Source organism: Paraburkholderia phytofirmans PsJN (assembly GCF_000020125.1).
Classification (GTDB): domain Bacteria; phylum Pseudomonadota; class Gammaproteobacteria; order Burkholderiales; family Burkholderiaceae; genus Paraburkholderia; species Paraburkholderia phytofirmans.
Genome location: NC_010681.1, coordinates 1,695,668 through 1,715,924 on the forward strand (window position 1 = coordinate 1,695,668; position 20,257 = coordinate 1,715,924).

Annotated in this window: 17 protein-coding genes; 10 read left to right on the top strand and 7 right to left on the bottom strand. The window is 62.3% G+C overall.

Going from position 1 to position 20,257, the window contains the following annotated elements; genetic code table 11:
• Positions 1 to 355: 355 nt before the first annotated feature.
• On the bottom strand, positions 356 to 1,693 hold the full coding sequence (locus tag BPHYT_RS07465; RefSeq protein ID WP_012432540.1) for an NAD(P)/FAD-dependent oxidoreductase: 1,338 nt from the start codon (positions 1,691 to 1,693) through the stop codon (positions 356 to 358).
• A 226-nt stretch (positions 1,694 to 1,919) separates the two neighbouring features.
• Here BPHYT_RS07465 and BPHYT_RS07470 point away from each other — a divergent pair, with 226 nt between their 5' ends.
• The 3 genes from BPHYT_RS07470 to BPHYT_RS07480 all read left to right on the top strand — a co-directional run bounded on the left by BPHYT_RS07470 (position 1,920) and on the right by BPHYT_RS07480 (position 6,227).
• Positions 1,920 to 2,900 carry a LysR family transcriptional regulator gene (locus BPHYT_RS07470; protein ID WP_012432541.1) on the top strand — a complete coding sequence of 327 codons (981 nt, stop codon included), beginning with the start codon at positions 1,920 to 1,922 and terminating at the stop codon, positions 2,898 to 2,900.
• Between the two features lie 280 nt (positions 2,901 to 3,180).
• Entirely contained in the window at positions 3,181 to 4,767 is a 1,587-nt protein-coding gene (locus BPHYT_RS07475; RefSeq protein WP_012432542.1) for a purine-cytosine permease family protein, read from the top strand.
• 68 nt (positions 4,768 to 4,835) lie between these two features.
• Positions 4,836 to 6,227 (top strand): NAD(P)/FAD-dependent oxidoreductase, encoded by a 1,392-nt coding sequence (locus BPHYT_RS07480; RefSeq protein ID WP_012432543.1) that lies wholly within the window; start codon positions 4,836 to 4,838, stop codon positions 6,225 to 6,227.
• A 113-nt stretch (positions 6,228 to 6,340) separates the two neighbouring features.
• On the opposite strand, the gene BPHYT_RS07485 is transcribed toward BPHYT_RS07480, so the two are convergent.
• The gene (locus BPHYT_RS07485; RefSeq protein ID WP_012432544.1) at positions 6,341 to 6,712 is read right to left on the bottom strand and encodes a cupin domain-containing protein; all 372 of its coding nucleotides are present in this window, start codon (positions 6,710 to 6,712) and stop codon (positions 6,341 to 6,343) included.
• A gap of 213 nt (positions 6,713 to 6,925) precedes the next feature.
• Here BPHYT_RS07485 and BPHYT_RS07490 point away from each other — a divergent pair, with 213 nt between their 5' ends.
• Entirely contained in the window at positions 6,926 to 8,362 is a 1,437-nt protein-coding gene (locus BPHYT_RS07490; RefSeq protein WP_012432545.1) for an aldehyde dehydrogenase family protein, read from the top strand.
• 22 nt (positions 8,363 to 8,384) lie between these two features.
• Here BPHYT_RS07490 and BPHYT_RS07495 read toward each other — a convergent pair whose 3' ends face one another.
• Entirely contained in the window at positions 8,385 to 9,335 is a 951-nt protein-coding gene (locus BPHYT_RS07495) for a LysR substrate-binding domain-containing protein (RefSeq protein WP_012432546.1), read from the bottom strand.
• A 117-nt stretch (positions 9,336 to 9,452) separates the two neighbouring features.
• Between BPHYT_RS07495 and BPHYT_RS07500 the strand changes: the two genes are divergently transcribed.
• Together BPHYT_RS07500 and BPHYT_RS07505 are read left to right on the top strand one after the other, a co-directional pair.
• On the top strand, positions 9,453 to 10,625 hold the full coding sequence (locus BPHYT_RS07500) for a M20 aminoacylase family protein (protein WP_012432547.1): 1,173 nt from the start codon (positions 9,453 to 9,455) through the stop codon (positions 10,623 to 10,625).
• 67 nt (positions 10,626 to 10,692) lie between these two features.
• The gene (locus BPHYT_RS07505; RefSeq protein WP_012432548.1) at positions 10,693 to 12,054 is read left to right on the top strand and encodes an MFS transporter; all 1,362 of its coding nucleotides are present in this window, start codon (positions 10,693 to 10,695) and stop codon (positions 12,052 to 12,054) included.
• Between the two features lie 826 nt (positions 12,055 to 12,880).
• Here the strand turns inward: BPHYT_RS07505 and BPHYT_RS07510 are convergent.
• Together BPHYT_RS07510 and BPHYT_RS07515 are read right to left on the bottom strand one after the other, a co-directional pair.
• Positions 12,881 to 14,134, bottom strand: coding sequence for an MFS transporter (locus BPHYT_RS07510; RefSeq protein ID WP_012432549.1), 1,254 nt, complete (start codon positions 14,132 to 14,134; stop codon positions 12,881 to 12,883).
• On the bottom strand, positions 14,131 to 15,093 hold the full coding sequence (locus BPHYT_RS07515; RefSeq protein WP_012432550.1) for a PRC-barrel domain-containing protein: 963 nt from the start codon (positions 15,091 to 15,093) through the stop codon (positions 14,131 to 14,133). Before BPHYT_RS07515 ends, BPHYT_RS07510 begins: the two co-directional genes overlap by 4 nt.
• Positions 15,094 to 15,546: 453 nt before the next feature.
• Here BPHYT_RS07515 and BPHYT_RS07520 point away from each other — a divergent pair, with 453 nt between their 5' ends.
• From BPHYT_RS07520 to BPHYT_RS07535, 4 genes are all read left to right on the top strand, one after another.
• Positions 15,547 to 16,929, top strand: coding sequence for an NCS2 family permease (locus BPHYT_RS07520; protein ID WP_012432551.1), 1,383 nt, complete (start codon positions 15,547 to 15,549; stop codon positions 16,927 to 16,929).
• 126 nt (positions 16,930 to 17,055) lie between these two features.
• Positions 17,056 to 17,634 carry an ArsR/SmtB family transcription factor gene (locus BPHYT_RS07525; RefSeq protein ID WP_322786744.1) on the top strand — a complete coding sequence of 193 codons (579 nt, stop codon included), beginning with the start codon at positions 17,056 to 17,058 and terminating at the stop codon, positions 17,632 to 17,634.
• On the top strand, positions 17,631 to 17,969 hold the full coding sequence (locus BPHYT_RS07530) for an SRPBCC family protein (RefSeq protein WP_238535636.1): 339 nt from the start codon (positions 17,631 to 17,633) through the stop codon (positions 17,967 to 17,969). The genes BPHYT_RS07525 and BPHYT_RS07530 overlap by 4 nt, the downstream gene beginning before the upstream one ends.
• A 47-nt stretch (positions 17,970 to 18,016) precedes the next feature.
• Complete coding sequence (locus tag BPHYT_RS07535; protein ID WP_012432553.1) at positions 18,017 to 18,754, top strand: DUF899 domain-containing protein; 738 nt, start codon at positions 18,017 to 18,019, stop codon at positions 18,752 to 18,754.
• Positions 18,755 to 18,854: 100 nt separating this feature from the next.
• On the opposite strand, the gene BPHYT_RS07540 is transcribed toward BPHYT_RS07535, so the two are convergent.
• Together BPHYT_RS07540 and BPHYT_RS07545 are read right to left on the bottom strand one after the other, a co-directional pair.
• The gene (locus BPHYT_RS07540) at positions 18,855 to 19,037 is read right to left on the bottom strand and encodes a hypothetical protein (protein ID WP_012432554.1); all 183 of its coding nucleotides are present in this window, start codon (positions 19,035 to 19,037) and stop codon (positions 18,855 to 18,857) included.
• 192 nt (positions 19,038 to 19,229) lie between these two features.
• The gene (locus BPHYT_RS07545) at positions 19,230 to 20,153 is read right to left on the bottom strand and encodes an NAD-dependent epimerase/dehydratase family protein (protein WP_041758845.1); all 924 of its coding nucleotides are present in this window, start codon (positions 20,151 to 20,153) and stop codon (positions 19,230 to 19,232) included.
• Between the last annotated feature and the right edge of the window lie 104 nt (positions 20,154 to 20,257).

Below are 20,257 nucleotides of genomic sequence, written 5' to 3' on the forward strand. Positions count from 1 at the left end.
GATGCGGGCATGAGAGCGAGATGACAATTCCGTCATAAATCTCGTGCGCATCTTTTGTTGCGGTGCATCCTTTGGATGACGGAATCTGTCATTACTCGCTCACGTTCAGCGAGCCTCTCCGGTATGGCATGAGGACTCGATCAAACGCAAACGGATAATAGAGCGTGCGGAAGGCGAGGTGGTTTGCGGGAGTCGTCGCAAGGAGAAACCAGCGAGGACGTCAAGCGTGAGCGCGCGAGTCAAGGCTGCATGCACGTGGCGAACGCGTTGCAAATGCGGCAGATTGAAGCAGCCAGCAGGCCGCTCACTTGCCGACACGATCGCGTGCGTCGGCAAGTGAGCGGCAAGGTTTTATCTAGTGCAGACGGATCACCGGATGCACGCGTCTGCGCAGCCAGTGGCTAGCCGAATCGAGCGCCATGCGCGCGAAGCCGGTCAGCGTCATCACGTGCCGCCGATAGATCAGCTTGTAGACTGCGGTGGCCAGCCATCCGTCGACGAACACGGGCTGGGTCAGCAAGCTGCTGCTGAGGCTCCCAATGGTGCCTTCACGCCCGAAGCCGACCAGCGTGCCCGCGTCGCGATACACGAACTCGGGCAGCGCTTCGCCCGCTATGCGGCACTTCAGGGTGCGCGCAAGAAACAGCGCCTGCTGATGCGCGACCTGCGCGCGCGGCGCGAGGAACGCGCCAGCGTCGTCGGCGGGACAGGCCGCGCAATCGCCGAGGCCGAATACGTTTGCGTCGTTCGTGCACTGCAAGGTGCGATTCACCTGAATCTGCGCGTTGCGATTCACCGCGATACCGTCAAGCGTGCGCAAGACAGGCGGTCCCGAGATGCCCGCCGTCCAGATTGCGATGTCACTCGCGAGCGGAGCGCCGCCGTCGGTCAACACGGCGTCGGTGCGCACTTCGGTGACGCGTGTCGAGCTCAATACATCCACGCCGAGATTGGCGAGCATCCGCTGCGCACGCGCTGAAATCGTTTCGGACAATGCGGGCAGCACGCGCCCGCTGCTTTCGATCAAACGAATGCGAAAGTCACGCACCGGATCGAGCGAGAACGGCGTGTAGCGATTCAGCAAACGTACTGTGTCGCGCACCGCGGCGGCGAGTTCGACACCCGTCGCGCCCGCACCGATGATGTTGATCGACACCGGCGTGTCCGCCTGCGCGGTCCGCGCCCGGCGTGCGTGATTCGCACGCAGACAGGCATCGAGCAGCTTGCGGCGGAATGCTTCCGCATGCGCGACCGATTCGAGCGGCAACGCATGTTCGGCGGCACCTGGCACGCCGAAATATTGCGTCACGCTGCCCATGGCCAGTACCAGCGTATCGAAAGCGACCTGCCGGGACGGCAGAATTTCGCGGCCGTCGGCGTCGTGCAATGCGCTCAAGGTGATATGCCGCTCCGCGCGATCGAGCGCGGTGAGTTCGCCCTGTTCGAATTCGAAGCCATGGCGCTGGGCCTGCACCGCATATTGCAGTTGATGGGTCGCGGGATCGAGTTGGCCTGAAGCGGCTTCGTGCAGCAGCGGCTTCCAGAAGTGCGTGGGCCAGCGGTCGATCAGCACGATCTGCGCGAGACCCGCACGTCCGAGCGATTCGGACAGACGCGTGGCCAGCCCGAGTCCACCCACGCCGCCACCGACGATCACGACCCGATGCGCCGCCGTATTGTCCGTGTGTTGCATGGATTGCGCGGATTGCGCGTGGTGCGCCCGTTGCGTTGTCGGGCCTGTCTGCTGATCGATTGCGGCCATGATCGCTATCCTCCTGAGGTTGTTCGTGCCGGGCCGGTGCTGGCGCCGCGCTAAGCGCGATTCCAGGCATTCGCCGGCCTATCTGTCAGGCCAGTATAAAATCGGCTAAAACCGCAGCACAATTTAATGTTTATACGGAACATATAGGTTTGAACTTATGCTAAAAGCCGCGACGTTTCGTCAGTTGAAGACCTTGCATACGATTGCGAAGCTCGGCAGCGTGTCACGCGCGGCCGAGGAATTGCGACTCACGCAACCGGCTGTGTCGCTACAGGTGCGTCTGCTGGAAGAGGCTGCGGGCGCGCCGCTCCTGCAACGCGTGGGCCGTGGCGTGCAGTTGACCGCGGCCGGCGAGATTCTCGCCCGCTATGCGCTGGAGATCCTCGACCTGTGGAACGGCGCGGCCGACGATCTGGCCGCGTTGCATGGCGAGCAGGGCGGCACGCTGCGTATCGGCGCGATCACCACGGCCGAGTATCTGATCCCGCCGTTTCTGGTGCGTTTCACGGAATCGCGTCCGCAAGTGAAGGTGCAATTCAAGGTCGGCAATCGCGCTGACATCATCCGTATGCTGGCAACGCATGAAATCGATCTCGCGGTGATGGGCAGCGCGCCGCGCGAATTGCGCACGGCGGCAACGGCGTTCGCCAAACATCCGATGGCGTTCGTTGCCTCGCCCGCACATGCGCTGATGAAGAAAAAGCGTTTGTCGCTCGACGATCTGCAAAGCGCGAATCTGTTCGTGCGCGAACGCGGTTCGGGCACGCGTTCTACCGTCGAGAATCTGTTTCGCCTTGCGGGCCTCAAGCTTCACATCGGCTCTGAACTGTCGAGCAATGAGGCGATCAAGCAACTGGTCGAAGCGGGGTTGGGTATCGCGTTCCTGTCGCTGCACGCCTGTTCGCTCGAGTTTCAGGCGGGCCTGCTCGCGCTGTTGCCCATGCCCGCCAACCCGATCGAGCGCGACTGGTATGTGATGCATGTGTCGGATAAACGCCTGCCGCATGTGGCCGGGTTGTTCCGCGATTTTCTGATCGAGCACGGCATGTCGGGCGCGGTGCCGGTGCCGCTGCCTGCCGTCGCTGCCGCCAAAAAACGCCGCCAGACGCGCCACGCGGGCGGCGCGGGCGCGGCGTAGGGGCAGCAAAAAGGCGTTGGGATTCTCGCGATTCGCTTCGACGTTTGCGCTTCGTGAGCGCTGCGGGAAGTCCCTATACGGCCTTTCAGTTGGTCACCGAGCCTTGCCGGACGGGACTTGCGGGTTACATCGCCGGAGATCGAAGTAAAGGTTGGGCAGACGATATTTTTGCCCGCGCCGATTGTCTTTACAGTGGCGTCCAGACATCTGAGAAAAGTGGACGCCGCATCCCCGTGGCGAGCCATTGTGATTGACCTGGCCGTTACAGGAGTCGGAGACAATGAGCAGCAACAGCATCACTCAAGTCGAAACATTCGGTTTCGAACGCATTCCGGATCGCTCGCGCTATGCACGGCCGATCGATCTGTTCCGCTTGCTGTTCGGCGGGTGCAATACCTTTTCCACGTCCGTGCTCGGCAGTTTTCCGGTGCTGCTCGGTTTGTCGTTCAAGGCGGGTGTCTGGTCGATCGTGCTCGGCGTGCTGATCGGCTCGTGCATTCTCGCGCCGATGAGCCTGTTCGGTCCGCGTAACGGCACCAGCGACCCGGTCTCATCGGGCGCGCATTTCGGTATTCACGGGCGGATCGTCGGCTCGTTTCTGGCGGTGCTGACAGCAGTCGCGTTTTTCTCGCTGGCGGTGTGGAGTTCGGGCGATGCGCTCGTGGGCGGCGCGAATCATCTGCTCGGTTTGCCGGTCAACTGGATGACGCTCAGCTTCGCCTACGGTCTGTTCGCGGTGCTGGTGCTGACCGTGTGCGTGTACGGTTTCCGCTTCATGCTGTGGGTCAACAAGATCGCGGTGTGGGCGGCGAGCATTCTGTTCGTGGTCGGTCTGTTCGCGTTCACCAAGTCGTTCGACGGCGCATACGCCGGCAAGGTCGCACTCGGCTCGGTGGGTTTCTGGCCCGCGTTCGTGAGCGCGGTGCTGGTCGCGATGAGCAATCCCGTCTCGTTCGCCTGCACGCTCGGCGATTGGGCCCGCTATATTCCGGAGAACACGCCGAGAAAGCGCACAATCCTCGCGGTGATGCTCGCGCAACTGGCCACGTTCGTGCCGTTCTTCTTCGGCCTCGCCACGGCGACGATCATCGCCAGCAAGGCGCCGGATTTCATCGCGTCGAATAACTACGTGGGCGGTTTGCTGGCCATCTCGCCGAACTGGTTCTTCCTGCCGGTGTGCCTGATCGCGATCATCGGCGGCATGTCGACCGGCACGACCGCGTTGTACGGCACCGGCCTCGATATGTCGAGCATGTTTCCGAAGTTCCTGAATCGCGTGCGCGCCACGTTGCTGATCGGCAGCCTTGCCATCGGCTTCATTTTCCTCGGACGCTTCGCGTTCAACCTGGTCGAAAGCGTGTCGACGTTCTCGGTGCTGATCAACGTCTGCAGTTGCCCGTGGATGGTGATCATGATCATCGGCTTCGTCACGCGGCGCGGTTTCTACCTATCCGACGACTTGCAGGTGTTCAATCGCGGCGGCCGAGGCGGTCACTACTGGTTCACGCACGGCTGGAACTGGCGCGCGATGGGCGCATGGATTCCGAGCGCGGCGATCAGCCTGTGCTTCGTCAATCTGCCGGATCAGTTCGTCGGTCCGCTCGGCCAGCTCGCCGGCGGTCTCGACATCAGCATGCCGGTTTCGCTGACGCTGGCGGCCGCACTGTATATCGCTTTGTTGCAGTGCTTTCCGGAACCGGACGGCGTGTATGGACCGCAAGGCCGGCGTTGGCTGCGTGGCGGTTCGCAACACAATGTGACCGTGCATCCCGTGGTGCCGGCGACTAAGCTTAAGGTAGCCGCGCCGCCGCGAGTGCGTGCGGAACGCGAGCGTGAGGCGGAGTTGGATACGCAGGACGCGGGTTGAAGCGCAGGCCAATGTGCACGGCTTCGCGCAGTACAAGCAATGGCATTTAAATTGAGTAGGCAAACAGCATGAGCGAGTCAGTAAAGCGCGCGTTTGAAGGGGTAAAACTGTTTCCGTTCTGGCTGGACAATCCGCGCGCGCCGGTTGTCGAACGGGAATTGATCGGTCCGACCACCGCCGATCTGGTCGTGGTGGGCGGCGGCTTCACCGGTCTGTGGGCCGCGATTCAGGCGAAAGAAGCCGATCCGTCGCTCGACGTCGTGCTGGTCGAAGCGGGCAAGGTGGCGTACGGCGCCTCGGGCCGTCCAGGCGGCATCATCTCGACTTCGGTGATGCACGGTCTGCCGAACGCGACGCGCGTTTTTCCGCAAGACCTCGACGTGCTCGAAAAGCTCGGGCAGGAGAATCTCGACGGCTTCAAGGAATCGTTGACGCGCTACGGCATCGAGGCGGACGTCGAATGGAACGGAGAGATGACAGTCGCGGTCGATCCGGGCCATCTCGGTCATCTGAAGGGCGACTACGAGCTGCATGTCGCCCACGGACACGACGTGGTCTTGCTCGACAGCAAGGGCGCACGCGAGCAACTCGATTCACCTCTTTTTGCCGGGGCAATGTGGTCGCGTAATCGCAGCGGCACGATTCATCCGGCGAAACTCGCGTGGGGTTTGAAGGCCGCCGCGCTGAAACTCGGCGTGCGTCTGCATGAACATTCACCGATCACGCGTCTCGAAGATTGCGGCGCGAAGATGATCGTGCACACGCAGGCGGGCCGCATCGAAACGCCGCGCGTGCTGCTAGGCACGGGCACCGCTGACGTCGGCGTGACCGATATCAAGCGCCGCGTGATGCAGGTGCGCGATCACATCATCGCGACGGCGCCGTTGAGCGACGAGCAGATGGCGCGGATCGGCTGGAAGAATCGCCAGGGCATTTACGACACTCGCACGCAGCTCAATTATTTCCGGCTGACCAAGGACAACCGGATCATCTTCGGCGGACGGGTGAGCTATCACTTCGGCGGCAATCCGAATCCCGCGGAAGATCGCGACGAGCGTACCTATTACAAGCTTGCCGAAGCGTTCTATCGCACCTTCCCGCAACTCGACGACGTGCGTTTCACGCATGCATGGGGCGGCCCGATCGATTACTGCTCGCGCGGCGCAGTGTTCGCGCGCCGCTATCACGGTGGCAAGAGCGTGTTCGTCGCCGGCTATACGGGCTTCGGCGTGGCGGGCAGCCGCTTCGGCGCGAAGATGGGCCTCGACATGCTGTGGCATCGCGATACGGTGATCACGTCGCTCGATATTTCGCGCAAGGGGCCGTCGTATATTCCGCCGGAACCGGTGCGCTGGATCGCCGCGAAGATCACCTTCAACGCGTTCGACGGCGCGGATGATCGCGGCGGCTGGCGTCGTCTGTGGATCAATTCGATCAAGGCGCTGGGTTTTCCGATGTAACGAGAAGGCGTCCGCGCAATGTGCGCGGACGCGGCTTTTTTCTCCGGCATAAAAAAACCGCACCTTGAAAGATGCGGTTTCCAGTGAAGCAGCAGTGCAATGCAGTACTTGAATCAACCGCAGTACACGATGCTGTACTTCTTGGTGGCTACCGGCATATGCCACGTGCCCGAGAAGCCTTTGTGCAGGATGAAGGCGTCGCCGGCGGCATAGCGTTCGCTGCGGCCGTCGTCGCTGGTGATCACGACTTCGCCTTCAATCAGCACGCACACTTCGTGAATCGGCAGATCGGCCAGCTTCAGTGTGCCCGCATCGCATTGCCATACGCCGGCGGACAACATGTTGGTGGCGTCGGAGTAAGCGTTGAGGGCGTGCGGTGCCTTGGCGCCGTCGAGAATGACGTCGGCCGGATCGTGCAGTGCCGGGTTCAGACCGGAAGCGCCAGGGCCTTTAGCGTCGATGCGGGTGAAAGTGATGTTGCTCATGTGTCTCTCCTGGTTGATCGGATCGAAGTCGCACTCGTTGAGTCGAGGCGAAAAATGGATTCGAAGCCGGAGTCTGAGCCAAAGCTGCGTAGCGATGAATTTCGATTTGAAGACATTCAGATTGAGCGGCGTCGATGTAAAGCAGGCGACGCCGCCGCGGGTGCGATTTGCCCCGCGTCTGACCTGAAAACTTTCATATAGAGGACAAGCCTCATGCAACACGCCAAACAGTTTTATATCGACGGTCAATGGGTCGACCCGGTGGACCAGACCAACGCGGCCACACTCGATGTAATCGATCCGTCCACCGCTGCCGCATTCGCGCAGATTTCGCTTGGTAGCGCGGCGGATGTCGATCGCGCCGTCGCCGCCGCGAAGCGCGCGTTTCCCGCCTACAGCGAGACGACGATCGCGCAACGCATCGACTTGCTGCAAGCGATCCTCGACGTCTATCGCAAGCGCTATGACGACATGGTGCATGCAATCAGCCGCGAGATGGGCGCGCCGCTGCAGTACGCGAACGATGCGCAGGCATGGACCGGTGTCGCGCATCTGGAGACCATGATCCGCACGCTCGATACCTTCGAGTTCGAGTACGTGAAGAGCGGCATTCTGATCCGCAAGGAAGCGGTCGGCGTGTGCGGGCTGATTACGCCGTGGAACTGGCCAGCCTTGCAGATCACCACCAAGGTCGCGCCCGCGCTCGCGGCCGGCTGCACGATGGTGCTCAAGCCTTCGGAACTGGCGCCGTTGTCCGCCATCGTCTTCGCCGAGATTCTCGACGAAGCAGGCGTGCCGGCCGGCGTATTCAACCTCGTGAACGGCGAAGGCCGCACGGTGGGCGAAGCGATGTCGTCGCATCCGGACATCGACATGATGTCGTTCACCGGCTCGACGCGCGCGGGCGTGCAGGTCGCGAAGGCCGCGGCGGATACGGTCAAGCGCGTACATCAGGAACTCGGCGGCAAATCGGCCAACCTGATTCTCGAAGACGCCGATTTGAAACAAGCCGTGATGCGCGGCGCGCGTGCCTGTTTCGACAACAGCGGCCAGTCGTGCGATGCGCCCACGCGCATGTTCGTGCCGCGTGCGCGCGAAGCCGAAGCGCTGGCGTACGCGAAAGAAGCCGCGCAAGCATTGAACGTCGGTCCCGCGGATGCGAAGGGCACGGACCTAGGCCCCGTGATCAGCGAACAGCAGTTCGACAAGATCCAGCGGCTGATCGCCGTGGGCATCGAAGAGGGCGCGACGCTGGTGGCCGGCGGCGCGGGCCGCCCCGAAGGATTGAAGGACGGCTACTTCGTGCGGCCGACGGTATTCGGCAAGGTCACGCCGGACATGACGATCGCGCGCGAAGAAATCTTCGGGCCGGTCCTGTCGATTCTCGCCTACGACTCCGAAGACGAAGCGATTGCGATGGCCAACGACAGCCTCTACGGTCTCGCGGGCTACATCCAGTCCGGTTCGATCGAGCACGCGCGCGCGGTGGCGAAGCGCCTGCGCACCGGCACGATCTATTTGAACTACGCGGACTACAACCCCGAGGCGCCGTTCGGCGGCTTCAAGCAATCGGGCAATGGACGCGAGTACGGTGAGTTCGGTCTGGAGGACTTTCTGGAGATCAAGGGCGTGGTCGGTTACGAGGGTTGAATCTCTACCGCGCGGCGAATAACTAAAGCAGCAACTCGATCGAATGAAACAGCCGGCGCTGCTCGGGATCTTGCGAGCGCGCCCCTTCGTCGATCACTTCACGCAGGCATTCGAGAAAGCACGCGGCCGCCGGACTCGTCGGCGCGCCGCGGCGTGAGGTGATGCTGACGATGGTTTCATCGACTGTCTCGCGCAGCGGCAGCGCCCACAACTGCTCCTTCGCGAGCGTCACTTCCACGAGCGGCCACGGAAAAATGCTGAGCATGTCCGTGTGTGCGAGCAAGCCCAGCACAACCGCCAGCGAATGCGCGAGAAGGATGGTGTGCGGCACCTGCATGCCACGCTTGCGGAACACATTGTCCGAGATCGACTCCCGGCTCGCCGGGTCCCAGTTCAAGATCCACTCCGCGTCTTCCAGTTCGAGCAGCGTGCGGCAGCCGGCCTTAGGATGATCGCGCCGCGCGACCACGGCCGAATGCGTGGAAAACAGCGGCACGTTGTGAAACTCCGATTGCGGCGAAGCGGGCGGCGGGCGGCCGATCGAAAAATCGAGGCTGCCGTCGCGCAAACGCGGCTGCACGACCGCGAGCAAGCCTTCGAAGAACTCCAGTTGCACTTCCGGCATGCGCTGCCGGAAGCGCTGCACGGTGGGCGGCAGAAACGTCAACGCGACCCAGGGCGTGACGCCGATCGACAGCTTGCCGGCCGCCGCGCCGCGGAGTGCTTCGATCTCGGCTTGCGCTCGCTGCAGTTGCCCCAACACCAGGCGCGCATGCACGACCAGCGCGCGGCCGAACTCGGTGAACGCGACGCCGCTCGCGCTGCGCACCACCAGGGGCGCTTGCAGATCGGCTTCCAGTTCGCGCATCGCCTTGGTCACGGCGGCCGGCGACAGGTCCAGCGAACGGGCTGCGGCCCGGATACTTCCAGTATCGGCGATCGCCGCTAAGGTGCTGAGCTGATGCAGTTTCATCTGACAGGATGGGAAGAGGGTGGCAACCGTGGGTTGCTGCCGCAACGATTTTACGCCTGCCGCTGGAAAATCGGCGTCGTTATGCTGGGTTCACGCTTTCAATGACGGAGACACGACGTGAACACCATGGCCATTCCGGCGGGCATCGCCGAACTCGAAGACGAAATGATCGCGCTGCGCCGCCAGATCCACGCGCATCCCGAGCTGGCTTATGAAGAGTTCGCTACCGGCGACCTGGTCGCCGAACGCCTGCAGGAGTGGGGCTACACCGTGCATCGCGGGCTGGGTCAGACGGGCGTTGTCGGTCAATTGAAAGTGGGCAACGGCACACGCAAGCTCGGGCTGCGCGCCGACATGGACGCGCTGCCGATTCATGAAACCACCGGCCTGCCGTACGCGAGCAAACTGCCCGGCAAGATGCACGCATGCGGTCACGACGGGCACACGGCCATGCTGCTCGCCGCCGCCAAACATCTGGCGCAGGAAAAATGCTTCGACGGCACGTTGAATCTGATTTTCCAGCCTGCCGAAGAGGGCCTGGCCGGCGCGAAAAAAATGCTCGAGGACGGCCTGTTCGACAAGTTTCCGTGCGACGCGGTGTTCGCGATGCATAACATGCCGGGCTATCCGGCCGGCAAGTTCGGCTTCCTGCCTGGCTCGTTCATGGCTTCGTCGGATACGGTGATCATCAAGGTGACCGGGCGCGGTGGTCATGGCGCGGTGCCGCACAAGGCCGTCGATCCGGTGGTGGTGTGCGCGCAGATCGTGCTGGCCTTGCAGTCCATCGTGTCGCGCAATATCGCGCCGCTCGACATGGCGATCATCACCGTCGGCGCCATTCACGCGGGCGAAGCGCCGAACGTGATTCCCGAGACCGCCGAGATGCGCCTCTCGGTGCGCGCATTGAAACCTGAGGTTCGCGATTATTTGCAGGAACGCATCACGGCGGTGGCGTGCGGGCAAGCGGCCGTGTTCGGCGCGCGTGCGGACGTGGACTATCAGCGTCGCTATCCGGTGCTCGTCAACGATCCGGCCATGACCGGGCTCGCGCGGCAAGTCGCGCTCGACTGGCTCGGCGACGATGGCCTGATTGCCGACATGCAACCGCTCACCGGCAGCGAAGACTTCGCGTTCCTGCTCGAGCGTTGCGCTGGCAGTTACCTGATCATCGGCAATGGCGACGGCGAGGGCGGCTGCATGGTTCACAACCCTGGCTACGATTTCAACGACGATTGCCTCGCCACCGGCGCCGCCTACTGGGTGAGACTCGCGCAGACGTTTCTGGCCTGACGCCACAGCGTTTGCATAAGCGGGCGAAACCGCCGCGCATTAGCAGGAAGACATCACGGAGACACAGATGGACTATTCCGCCACACCGCAACCCGCAGGCACCGAGGCATTGAGCATGCAGAGCACGCCGGCCGCGCAGCCTGTCGAACGCACGAGCCACGTCAAGGCGATTGCCGCGATCACGCTGGGCAACGGCCTCGAGTTTTTCGACTTCACGATCTACAGCTTCTTCGCGACGATCATCGGCAAGCTGTATTTCCCGGTGGAGGGGCAACTTGCGCAACTGATGCTGGCGGTCGGCACGTTCGGCGTCGGCTTCATCATGCGACCGGTGGGCGGCATCGTGCTTGGCGCGTATGCGGACCGCGCGGGTCGCAAGGCCGCGATGAGCCTCACGCTGTGGCTGATGACGCTGGGCTCCGCGATCATCGCGTTTGCGCCGACGTATGCGGCGATCGGGGTCGCCGCGCCGTTGCTCGTGATTCTCGCGCGCCTGATTCAGGGTTTTGCTTTGGGTGGTGAGGTCGGCGCGTCGACGTCGTTGTTGCTGGAGTATGGAAGCAATAAGACGCGTGGGTTCTACGGCAGTTGGCAATTCGTGAGCCAAGGGTTGAATACCGTGTGCGGGTCGTTGCTGGGTGTCGCGCTGGCGGCGGCGCTCTCGACTGCGGCGCTGGAGAGTTGGGGGTGGCGCGTGCCGTTTGTGATCGGCATGGCGATGGGGCCGATTGGGATTTATATTCGGCGGCATCTGAATGAGACGCTGCCTGGTGTGGAAGATGGCGCGGCGGGTTCGCAGCCGGGTTCGCAGCCTGTCTCGCAGCCGGTGCGCAAGTTGTTTCGCGAGCATTCGCGTGTGATCACGACGGGTGTGTTGACGACGATCGGTGGGACGGCGGCGAACTACATCGTGCTGTTTTATCTGTCGACTTATGCGATCAGGATTTTGCATTTGCCGATGTCGTCGGCGCTCTGGGCTGCATGGACTGCTGCCGTGGTGACGGTAATCTGTTCGCCGTTTGCCGGCGCGTTGTCCGATCGCGTTGGACGTAAGCGTGTGTTGTGGGTTTCGCGCGTGTTGCTGATTGCGGCGGTGTATCCGGCGTTCATGATGATCAATGCTTCGCCGACGGTGCCGGTTTTGTTGGCAGTGGTCGCTGGTTTGGCCGTGCTTGTGGCGTTTACCGCTGTGCCTAATATCGTCATGTTGCCGGAGATGTTTCCTCGCGAGATTCGTGCTACCGGGATGTCGATTGTTTATTGTCTCGGGGTTTCTATCTTTGGTGGGTTTGCGCAGTTTTTCGCTACGTGGTTGATTCAGGTTTCTGGTAGCAACCTCGCGCCTGCGTGGTATCTGATTGGGTGTGGGGTCGTTTCTTTGTTGCCGTTGCCGTTTATGCGGGAGACTGCGGGGCGGGATATTGGGTAGGGTTTTTTGCCGGCGTGGCGGGTGGGGGTGTGTTCTCGTGGTTGTTGGCCTTTCCTTGATTTGTTAGTGGTCTATTAGCGTTGCCCCTGTGCGGGGCGGCACTTACTTCTCTTTGCCGGCCGCAAAGAGAAGTAAGCAAGAGAAAGCGGCTCACACCGCTAGCTCATAAGCGGGGCTCTCGCACAGCCCCTGTAGTGGTGCATCTGGAATCTGTGTTCTCGCACACTCCGCGTTTGTGACACAGCAGTCATTCTTCCGGCGGCGCTGCGCGCGCCGTCGCGGTCGTTCAGTATCGGTGACGGCTTTGCTGTTGAGCGTCTCCTCGAGACGTTGGCAGTTTTCTCGCGAGCGGACTGTCTATTTGTGCGTGACCGAACCGAACCTGTCCGCATTTTTGCTGCCTCATCTACTTTTTCAACGTGGCACCGGCAGCGCGTGGGCGGACAATGCAGGAATCCATACAAACCGATCACGCGTCATCGGATGCAAACACCGCGCCCGAAAAATAGTCGACCAACCGCAAGCGGCTCGCAGCTGAAGCACCGCGACGGCGCGCGTAGCGCCGCCGGAAGAATGACTGCTGTGTCACTCACGCGCAGTGTGCGAGAACACAGATTCCAGATGCACCACTACCGGGGCTGTGCGAGAGCCCCGCTTATGAGCTAGCGGTGTGAGCCGCTTTCTCTTGCTTACTTCTCTTTGCGGCCGGCAAAGAGAAGTAAGTGCCGCCCCGCACAGGGGCAACGCTAATAGACCACTAACAAAGCAAGGAAAGGCCAACAACCACGAGAACACCCCCACCCCGCCACGCCGGCAAAAACCCAAATCACCGCACCGCCGACTCCCCCCCATCCGCCACCGGCGCCTCATCCTCAGCCGCCGCATCGCGCGTTTCGGGCATCGCCGCCCACACCAGCAAAACAGCCAACGCCCCCGCCGCAGCCAACCCAAAAAAGCTAACCGCATTGCCAAACCGATCGGCGACAAACCCAGCAGCGGTAGTACTCAACGTAGCCCCAATCCCAGCCGCCAACCCAAACAAGCCAATACAAAGGTTATAGCGCCCCTTACCGCCAGCCACATCGGCGGCAATCAACGGTAGCATCACCCCGAACACCGCGGCACTCAACCCGTCGAGCATCTGCACCGGCACCAGCAAATAAGGGCTGCTGATCCCAGCAAACAACAACGCCCGTATCGGCAAAGCCGAAAACCCAAGCAGCAGAATCGGCCGACGCCCCCATCGCTCGGCCGAGCGTCCGACCCACGGCGACATCATCGCCACGATCGCCTGCGGCACGATGATGCACGCCGCGATCACAAGCTGCACGTTATCGCCCATGCCGGCGGTCACTTCGCCGGCAGCGAGATTCAGCATCGCCGCATTCGACAAATGGAACAGCACGATGCACGCCGCGAACAACAGCATCCGCTTGTCGCGCAGCAACTCGCGCAGACTTTCGCGCCGCTCGATCTGCTGCGGCGTCGGTCCGGCTTTGGGAAGCTCGATGGTGTCGGTGCGCTGGATCATCGTCAGCGCGAACAGCGCGGGCACGGCGAGCGCGGCGGTCAGCCAGAACACCGCGCGCGGCGAATAGTACTCGCCGAATACGCCCATCAGCCCAGCCGCGACCGCGCTGCCAATCGAGGCCCAGCGCGCGTTGCGCCCCAGCCGGTCACCGAGATTCGCGCGTCCCACCAGCGCGAACGAGATCGCGGCGAGCGCCGGCGTCAGCATGCAACTCGCGAAGCCGTGAAAGACCTCGGCGGCGATCACCGGCAGCACCGTAGGACTCACGGCCAGCAGCACCGCGCTCAGGATGATCGCGAAGATCGCCCAGGCCGCAGCGCCTTTCTTGTTGCGCAAAGCATCGACGGCGGCGCCGCCGGGCACCTGGCTCACCATCGCGCTGATGGTGCCCACGGAGAGCGCCATGCCGATCTCGCCCTGCGTCCATTTATGCGAGGCCAGATAGGACGCGATGAACGGTCCAAAACCCGTTTGCACGTTGGCGACGAAAAAATTCAGCCAATCGAGCGCGCGCAGGCTGCGCGCCGTTACCAGAGTGCGGCCTGTCATCGGGCCGCCCGTGCGTTGGATACCGCCGTGGACGTGGCCGCGGCGGCGGGCGCGGAAGCAGGAGCGGGCGCCGGTGGCGGCGCCGGCGACACCGCGCGTATCGGTTTGTCGCTTGCGTAAGGCGGCGTCGCGTTGATCTGCGCATCGCTCAGATCGATGAGCGGATGCAACTCCTTATCTTTCGTGACGAAGCGCAGCGCCGACCAGTTGGCGGCAATCGTGCGCCGTTCGGTGCTGACCATGCCGTTGACGTCGAGTACGACCGCCTGCGGCTGCGCATTGGCATCGATCAGTACGTCGATCACACGGCCGACCTTGGCGCCGTTCGAACGCTCGACAGTGGCGTCGATCAGCGGCAATTGCACGCCAGCCGCGGCGGTCTTGGCCGCGTTCGCCGGAATCGCGGCGGCATTGAGCGTGATAGGCGCGGTTTTCGCCGCCGGCGTGAAGCGGAACGCGCTCCACGGGAAGTTCACCTTGCGGTCGCCCACGCCCAGGAAGCCCTGCAAATTCACGACCATCTCACGCGGCTTGCCGCCGGCGTCGGCGATCAGATCGACCGCGCGTCCGACCACCTTGCCGTCGGGCTTCTGCACTTCGCTATCGAGCAGCGCGTGCGCCTCCTTGCGCTCGATGGTGCGCAGCACGATCAGCGGCGGGGGCGGCGGCGGGGGCGGCGGAGGCGCCGTGACAACAGGCGGCGGAGGCTCGACCTTGTGCGGCTTGACGACCGGCTTCTTCGGCTTCTTCGATTGCTCGGGTTCGGCCGCTTCGGTCTCGACCGGTTCGGGCGCGGAGGCGGCCACGGGCGCGCTGGCCGGCTCGACGGGCATCACCGTGGCTTCGACGATCGGTGCCTGCTGCGGCCCCCACAGCAGACTGCAACCGGACAGCGCGAACAGCGCGAACACAGCAAGAATCAAGAGACGCCAGGCAGGACGCGAAAAACCGCCGCTCATCAAGAAAGACTCCATGGGCCGGTGCGGACGGGCGCAGTGGGCCGCCGCGGTTAAGACAGGTACGGGCCAGAGTGTAACCCGCGACGTCGGGCGGCCCCGGTTTTGCAGGCGATCTGACAGGCTGGCCATAGCACGGTTCATGCCGCGCCCGGCCGATCCAGTAGATCGTCGAACTCCGTTTTCAACCGTGAAAGCCCTCAAAACCCTTTCATATGTATGTGACAAACCGTAGGTGTAAACGCGCGGGCGGCAAAGCTACTTTGGCTTCCCCTAAAGGATATAAGCATCGCGACATGTCAGGCATGCCATCCATGCGATGGGAGATATATTTGTGTTGCCCTACATTTCGAGACAGCAAAAAGACCCACCCACATTAAACCAACGCAACGAGACGACCCTGATGGCGACCGCACCGGCGGCCGCTTCAGCACGCTGATAAAGGAGGCACTCATCATGATGGAACCCCACGCCCAACCGATTTCTGAAGTCGGCGCCGAATCATTCGACGGAAAGGGCTTTCTCGACCGCTACTTTGAAATCTCCTCGCGCGGCAGTTCGCAGCGGCAGGAAATCGTCGCAGGTGTCACGACCTTCCTTGCGATGGTCTATTCCGTGTTCGTCGTGCCGGGCATGTTCGGCAAAGCGGGCTTCGACACCAGCGCGGTCTTCGTCGCCGTGTGTCTGACCACGGCGTTCGGCTCGCTGCTGATGGGCGTGTGGGCGCGCCTGCCGATCGCGATCGGCTGTGCGATTTCGCTGACGGCGTTCACCGCGTTCGGCCTCGTGCTCGGCAAAGGTCTGCATCCGAACGTCGCGCTCGGCGCGGTATTTCTGATGGGCGTGGTCTTCACCGCGATTTCGGTGACGGGCGTGCGTTCGTGGATTCTGCGCAATCTGCCGACGGGCATCGCGCACGGCACGGGCATCGGCATCGGCCTGTTCCTGCTGCTGATCGCGGCCAACGACGTGGGCCTCGTCGTGAAGAATCCGGGCGCGGGTCTGCCGGTCGCGCTCGGCAACATCACGGCGTTGCCGGCCATTATGTCGGTGGCGGGTCTCGCGGCCATCTTCGGTCTGGTGCGCCGCCGCGTGCCGGGCTCGATCCTGATCGTGATCGTGGCGATTTCGGCGATTGCGTTCGTGATCGATCCGGCCATGTCGTTCCACGGCGTGTTCGCGGTGCCGTCGCTCAGCGCGCCGGGTCACGCTTCGCTGATCGGTGCGATGGACATCAAGGGCGCGTTGTCGATGGCGGTGCTGCCTAGCGTGCTGGCTCTGGTGATGACCGCGGTGTTCGACGCGACCGGTACGATCCGCGCCGTCGCGGGACAAGCGGGCCAACTCGATGAAAACGGCCGCATCATCAACGGTGGCCGCGCCTTGACGGCCGACTCGCTGAGCTCGATTTTCTCGGGCCTGCTCGGCGGCGCGCCGGCTGCCGCGTATATCGAATCGACGGTCGGCGTGGCGGCAGGCGCAAAGACCGGCATGGCCGCGGCGGTGGTCGGTCTGCTGTTCCTCGTGGTGATGTTCTTCTCGCCGCTCGCGGCCCTCGTGCCTTCATATGCAACGGCGCCCGCGTTGATGTACGTAGGTCTGCTGATGCTCTCGAACGTCAGCAAGCTGCATATGGACGACATGGTCGACGCGATGTCGGGCCTGATGTGCGCGGTGTTCATCGTGCTGACCGCCAACATCGTGACGGGCATCATGCTCGGCTTCGCGACGCTGGTGATCGGGCGCGTGGTCAGCGGCGAATATCGCAAGCTGAACGTGGGCACGGTTGTCATCGCGATCGTGCTGGTCGGTTTCTACCTCGGCGGCTGGGCGATCTGATCGTTAGGTCATGAACTCGGGCGCTGCCTGGGTCTTGCCGGTTGCAGTATCGGACTGTTGAATCTGTGCTGGAAAGCGAGAGCAGGGCAGTGCGTTTCTGGCTGCTTTGCTTGAGCCTGTAGTCGTTTGTTCTCCACCTTTGACGCGGCGCGTTGCAGGCTTGATCTGCGGCTCGCCGCGTATCTTTTTTGCCCTGCGTTCCCACTTTACGTTTCGCGCGCTTTACGAAAACGCGTACCTGTCCTTGACTTTAGTTGCTTCGTTTCTATACTTAACCTCATGGTTAAGTTTAACGAAGCACTACTCGATCGCACCTTTGCGGCGCTCTCCGACCCGACACGGCGTGCGCTGCTCGCGCGTCTATCGTCGAAAGATCTGTCGGTCAGCGAACTTGCCGAGCCGTTTGCGATGTCCTTGCCTGCTGTGATGAAACACCTCGACGTGTTGAGCGAGGCGGGTCTCATCACGCGCAGCAAAACCGGCCGCACGGTGGCGTGCCGCCTGTCCGCCGGGCCGATGGAAGAGGCCATGGAATGGCTTGGCCGCTATCAGCGCTTCTGGTCCGAATCACTCGATCGTCTTGCCGCTTTCGTCGAAGAGGAACAAGCTCCATGTCCACCCAGCCCAGCCTCACCCTCCAGCGGCGTCTCAACGCCGCGCCCGCCAAAGTCTTCCGCGCCTGGACGGAACCGGCGCAATTCATGACGTGGATGCATCCGGGCGGCGCGGACGTGGTGCGCGTGGAAATGGATGTGCGCGTCGACGGACGTTACGTGATCGTCTATCGCGAGCCGGACGGCAACGAGGTCGAGGTGGGCGGTCAGTATCTGGAGGTGGTGCCCGACCGCAAGCTCGTCTTCACATGGGTGTGGCGCTACAGCCCCGAGCATGAATCGCAGGTCACGCTGCTGCTGGAACCGGACGGCGACGCCACATGGCTCACGCTCACGCACGAACGTCTCGCCGATGAAGCGCAGTGCGAGGATCATCGCCGCGGCTGGACGGATGGGATCGATTCGCTGGAACGCTACGTGGCGTGAGTTCGTTTGTTTTCGTTAGTCTGCTAGATGCAGGGAAGGAGACGCATATGGAACCGCAACACCGTACGGGATCGAGAGAGGAGTGGCTCGCCGCCAGCAAGGCATTGCTAGCCGAAGAGAAAGCGCACATGCGCGCCGGCGACGAACTCGCGCGCAAACGTCGCGCGCTGCCTTGGGTCAGGGTGGATAAGACTTATACCTTCGATACACCGCAGGGCCGCAAGACGCTGGCCGATCTGTTCGATGGACGCAGCCAGTTGATCGTCTATCACTTCATGTTTGGCGCGGATTGGGAAGAAGGTTGCGTCGGCTGCTCGTTCCTGTCGGATCATATGACGGGGATTGTCACGCATCTCGAGCATCACGATGTATCGTACGTGACGGTGTCGCACGCGCCGCTCGCTAAGATCGACGGTTTCAAGAAACGCATGGGCTGGACCTTTCCGTGGGTGTCGTCAGCCGGCAGCGATTTCAATTTTGATTACCACGTGTCGTTCACGCCTGAACAATTGGAGAGCAAGAAGGCGTTCTATAACTTCACCGAGCAGGACGTCGGCATCGACGAGCAACACGGCCATAGCGTGTTCTACAAGGACGAGCAGGGCGACGTGTATCACACGTACTCCGTCTACGGACGCGGCGACGAACGCTTCATCAATACCTACGCGCATCTGGATGTCACGCCGAAGGGCCGCAATGAAGACCGCAGTCTGACCGATTGGGTCAGACATCACGACCGCTATGAAGAGAAGCCGCAAGGCGGCTGCGCCGCTTGTGGTTCTTGATGGTACGCAACGCTAGCCCGGATCTGCGCGGTTAGAGAGGGACGTCATGCATTCTGGCGTCCCGCTTCGTAAAACAGCGTCAAGATCAACGCGCTCGTGTTCAGAGCGACATGTCGAAGGCGGGCCTGAGGAACAGTTCGATCGCCATCACGACGAGTCCCATCGCGGCCGCTGACAGCGTCAGCGTGCCGTATTCGTCGTAGCGTGCATCGTAGAGACACGCCACGACGAAGAGAATCGCCAGCAGATTAGTCAGCCAATCGAAATTCAGCGCCAAAGTCATCGATTAAATCCGGGCTCATGTGCGGCTCGGATTGTCGAATCGCACGATCAGGTGAGCGCGATTCTATCGAGCCGAGCTTACGGATTCGCAACGACAACGCTTACACTAATTACGCTTTGGCATACGCCATCGGCGCCCGGAAGAAGCCTCTTGCGCGGCACTTCCGGACGCCTGAACGGACATCCCCCTGGCTTACGCCGCGGACGACGTATGCTCCGGAGACATCATGTCGTGCTCGATCCAGTCGATCACCGACGTGCGCTTCGGTTGCCATCCAAGCAGCTTGCGGGCGCGTTCACCGCGCACGCGGCTATTCGAGCCGAGGCCGTACGAGGCCATTTCGTAGCCCCATTCCTTTTGCGCGTCTTCGAGCGGCCAGTCTTGCGGCTCGCCGAGCTTCATCGCGCGCGCAATCGCGGCGCTCATGTCGCTAAACGACGCCTCGCCGCTTTCGACGAAGTAGAAGGTGCCCGCCGGCGTCTTGTCCAACGCGAGGCGATACAGTTCGGCGACATCGTCGATATACACGTTCGACCAGATGTTGCCGCCACTGCCCACATGACGCACCACGCCGCTCTTTAGCGCCTGACGCACGAGGCGCGGCAGTTGCACGCTCGCGCTGCCCGGCACCGCGCCGTGGCCGTAGATCAGCGTGTTGCACAACACGGCCGAGCGGATATTCAGCTTGGCCGAATTGAGCACTAGCAGGTCGATCGCGACGCGCGCCACTTTGTCGGGAGTCGGCTCGGGCAGCGCGTCCTCGTGATAGATGCGCGCCTGACCTGCTTCGCCGCCCGACGCATCGCCGACGATGCTCGAACCGCTCGTATGCAGAAACGTTTTGCCGGAGCCGGCGAGTCCGTCGATCAGCGCCTTCACCGCGCCTTCATGATCGCTGCTCGCGGCGTTGATGACGGCGTCGGCGGCTTGCGCTTCGGCGATCAGCAACGCGCGGTCGTCGAGCGTGCCGATCACGGGTTCGATACCGAGGCGTTGCAGCTCGGCGCTATGTTCGGGGTTGCGGATCAAACCGCGCACGGTGTGGCCGGCGCGCGCCAGATGTGCTGCGATCGAGCCGCCGATGAAACCGCTTGCCCCTGTGATGAAAATCTTCAAGACGTTCTCCTTGATGAGAAACACGATGACATGCACGCAGTATCCGCCGACTTGATTCTCGCAAAAACCGTGTTAGTCTCAAATCAATCTTGATTTGAAATCAA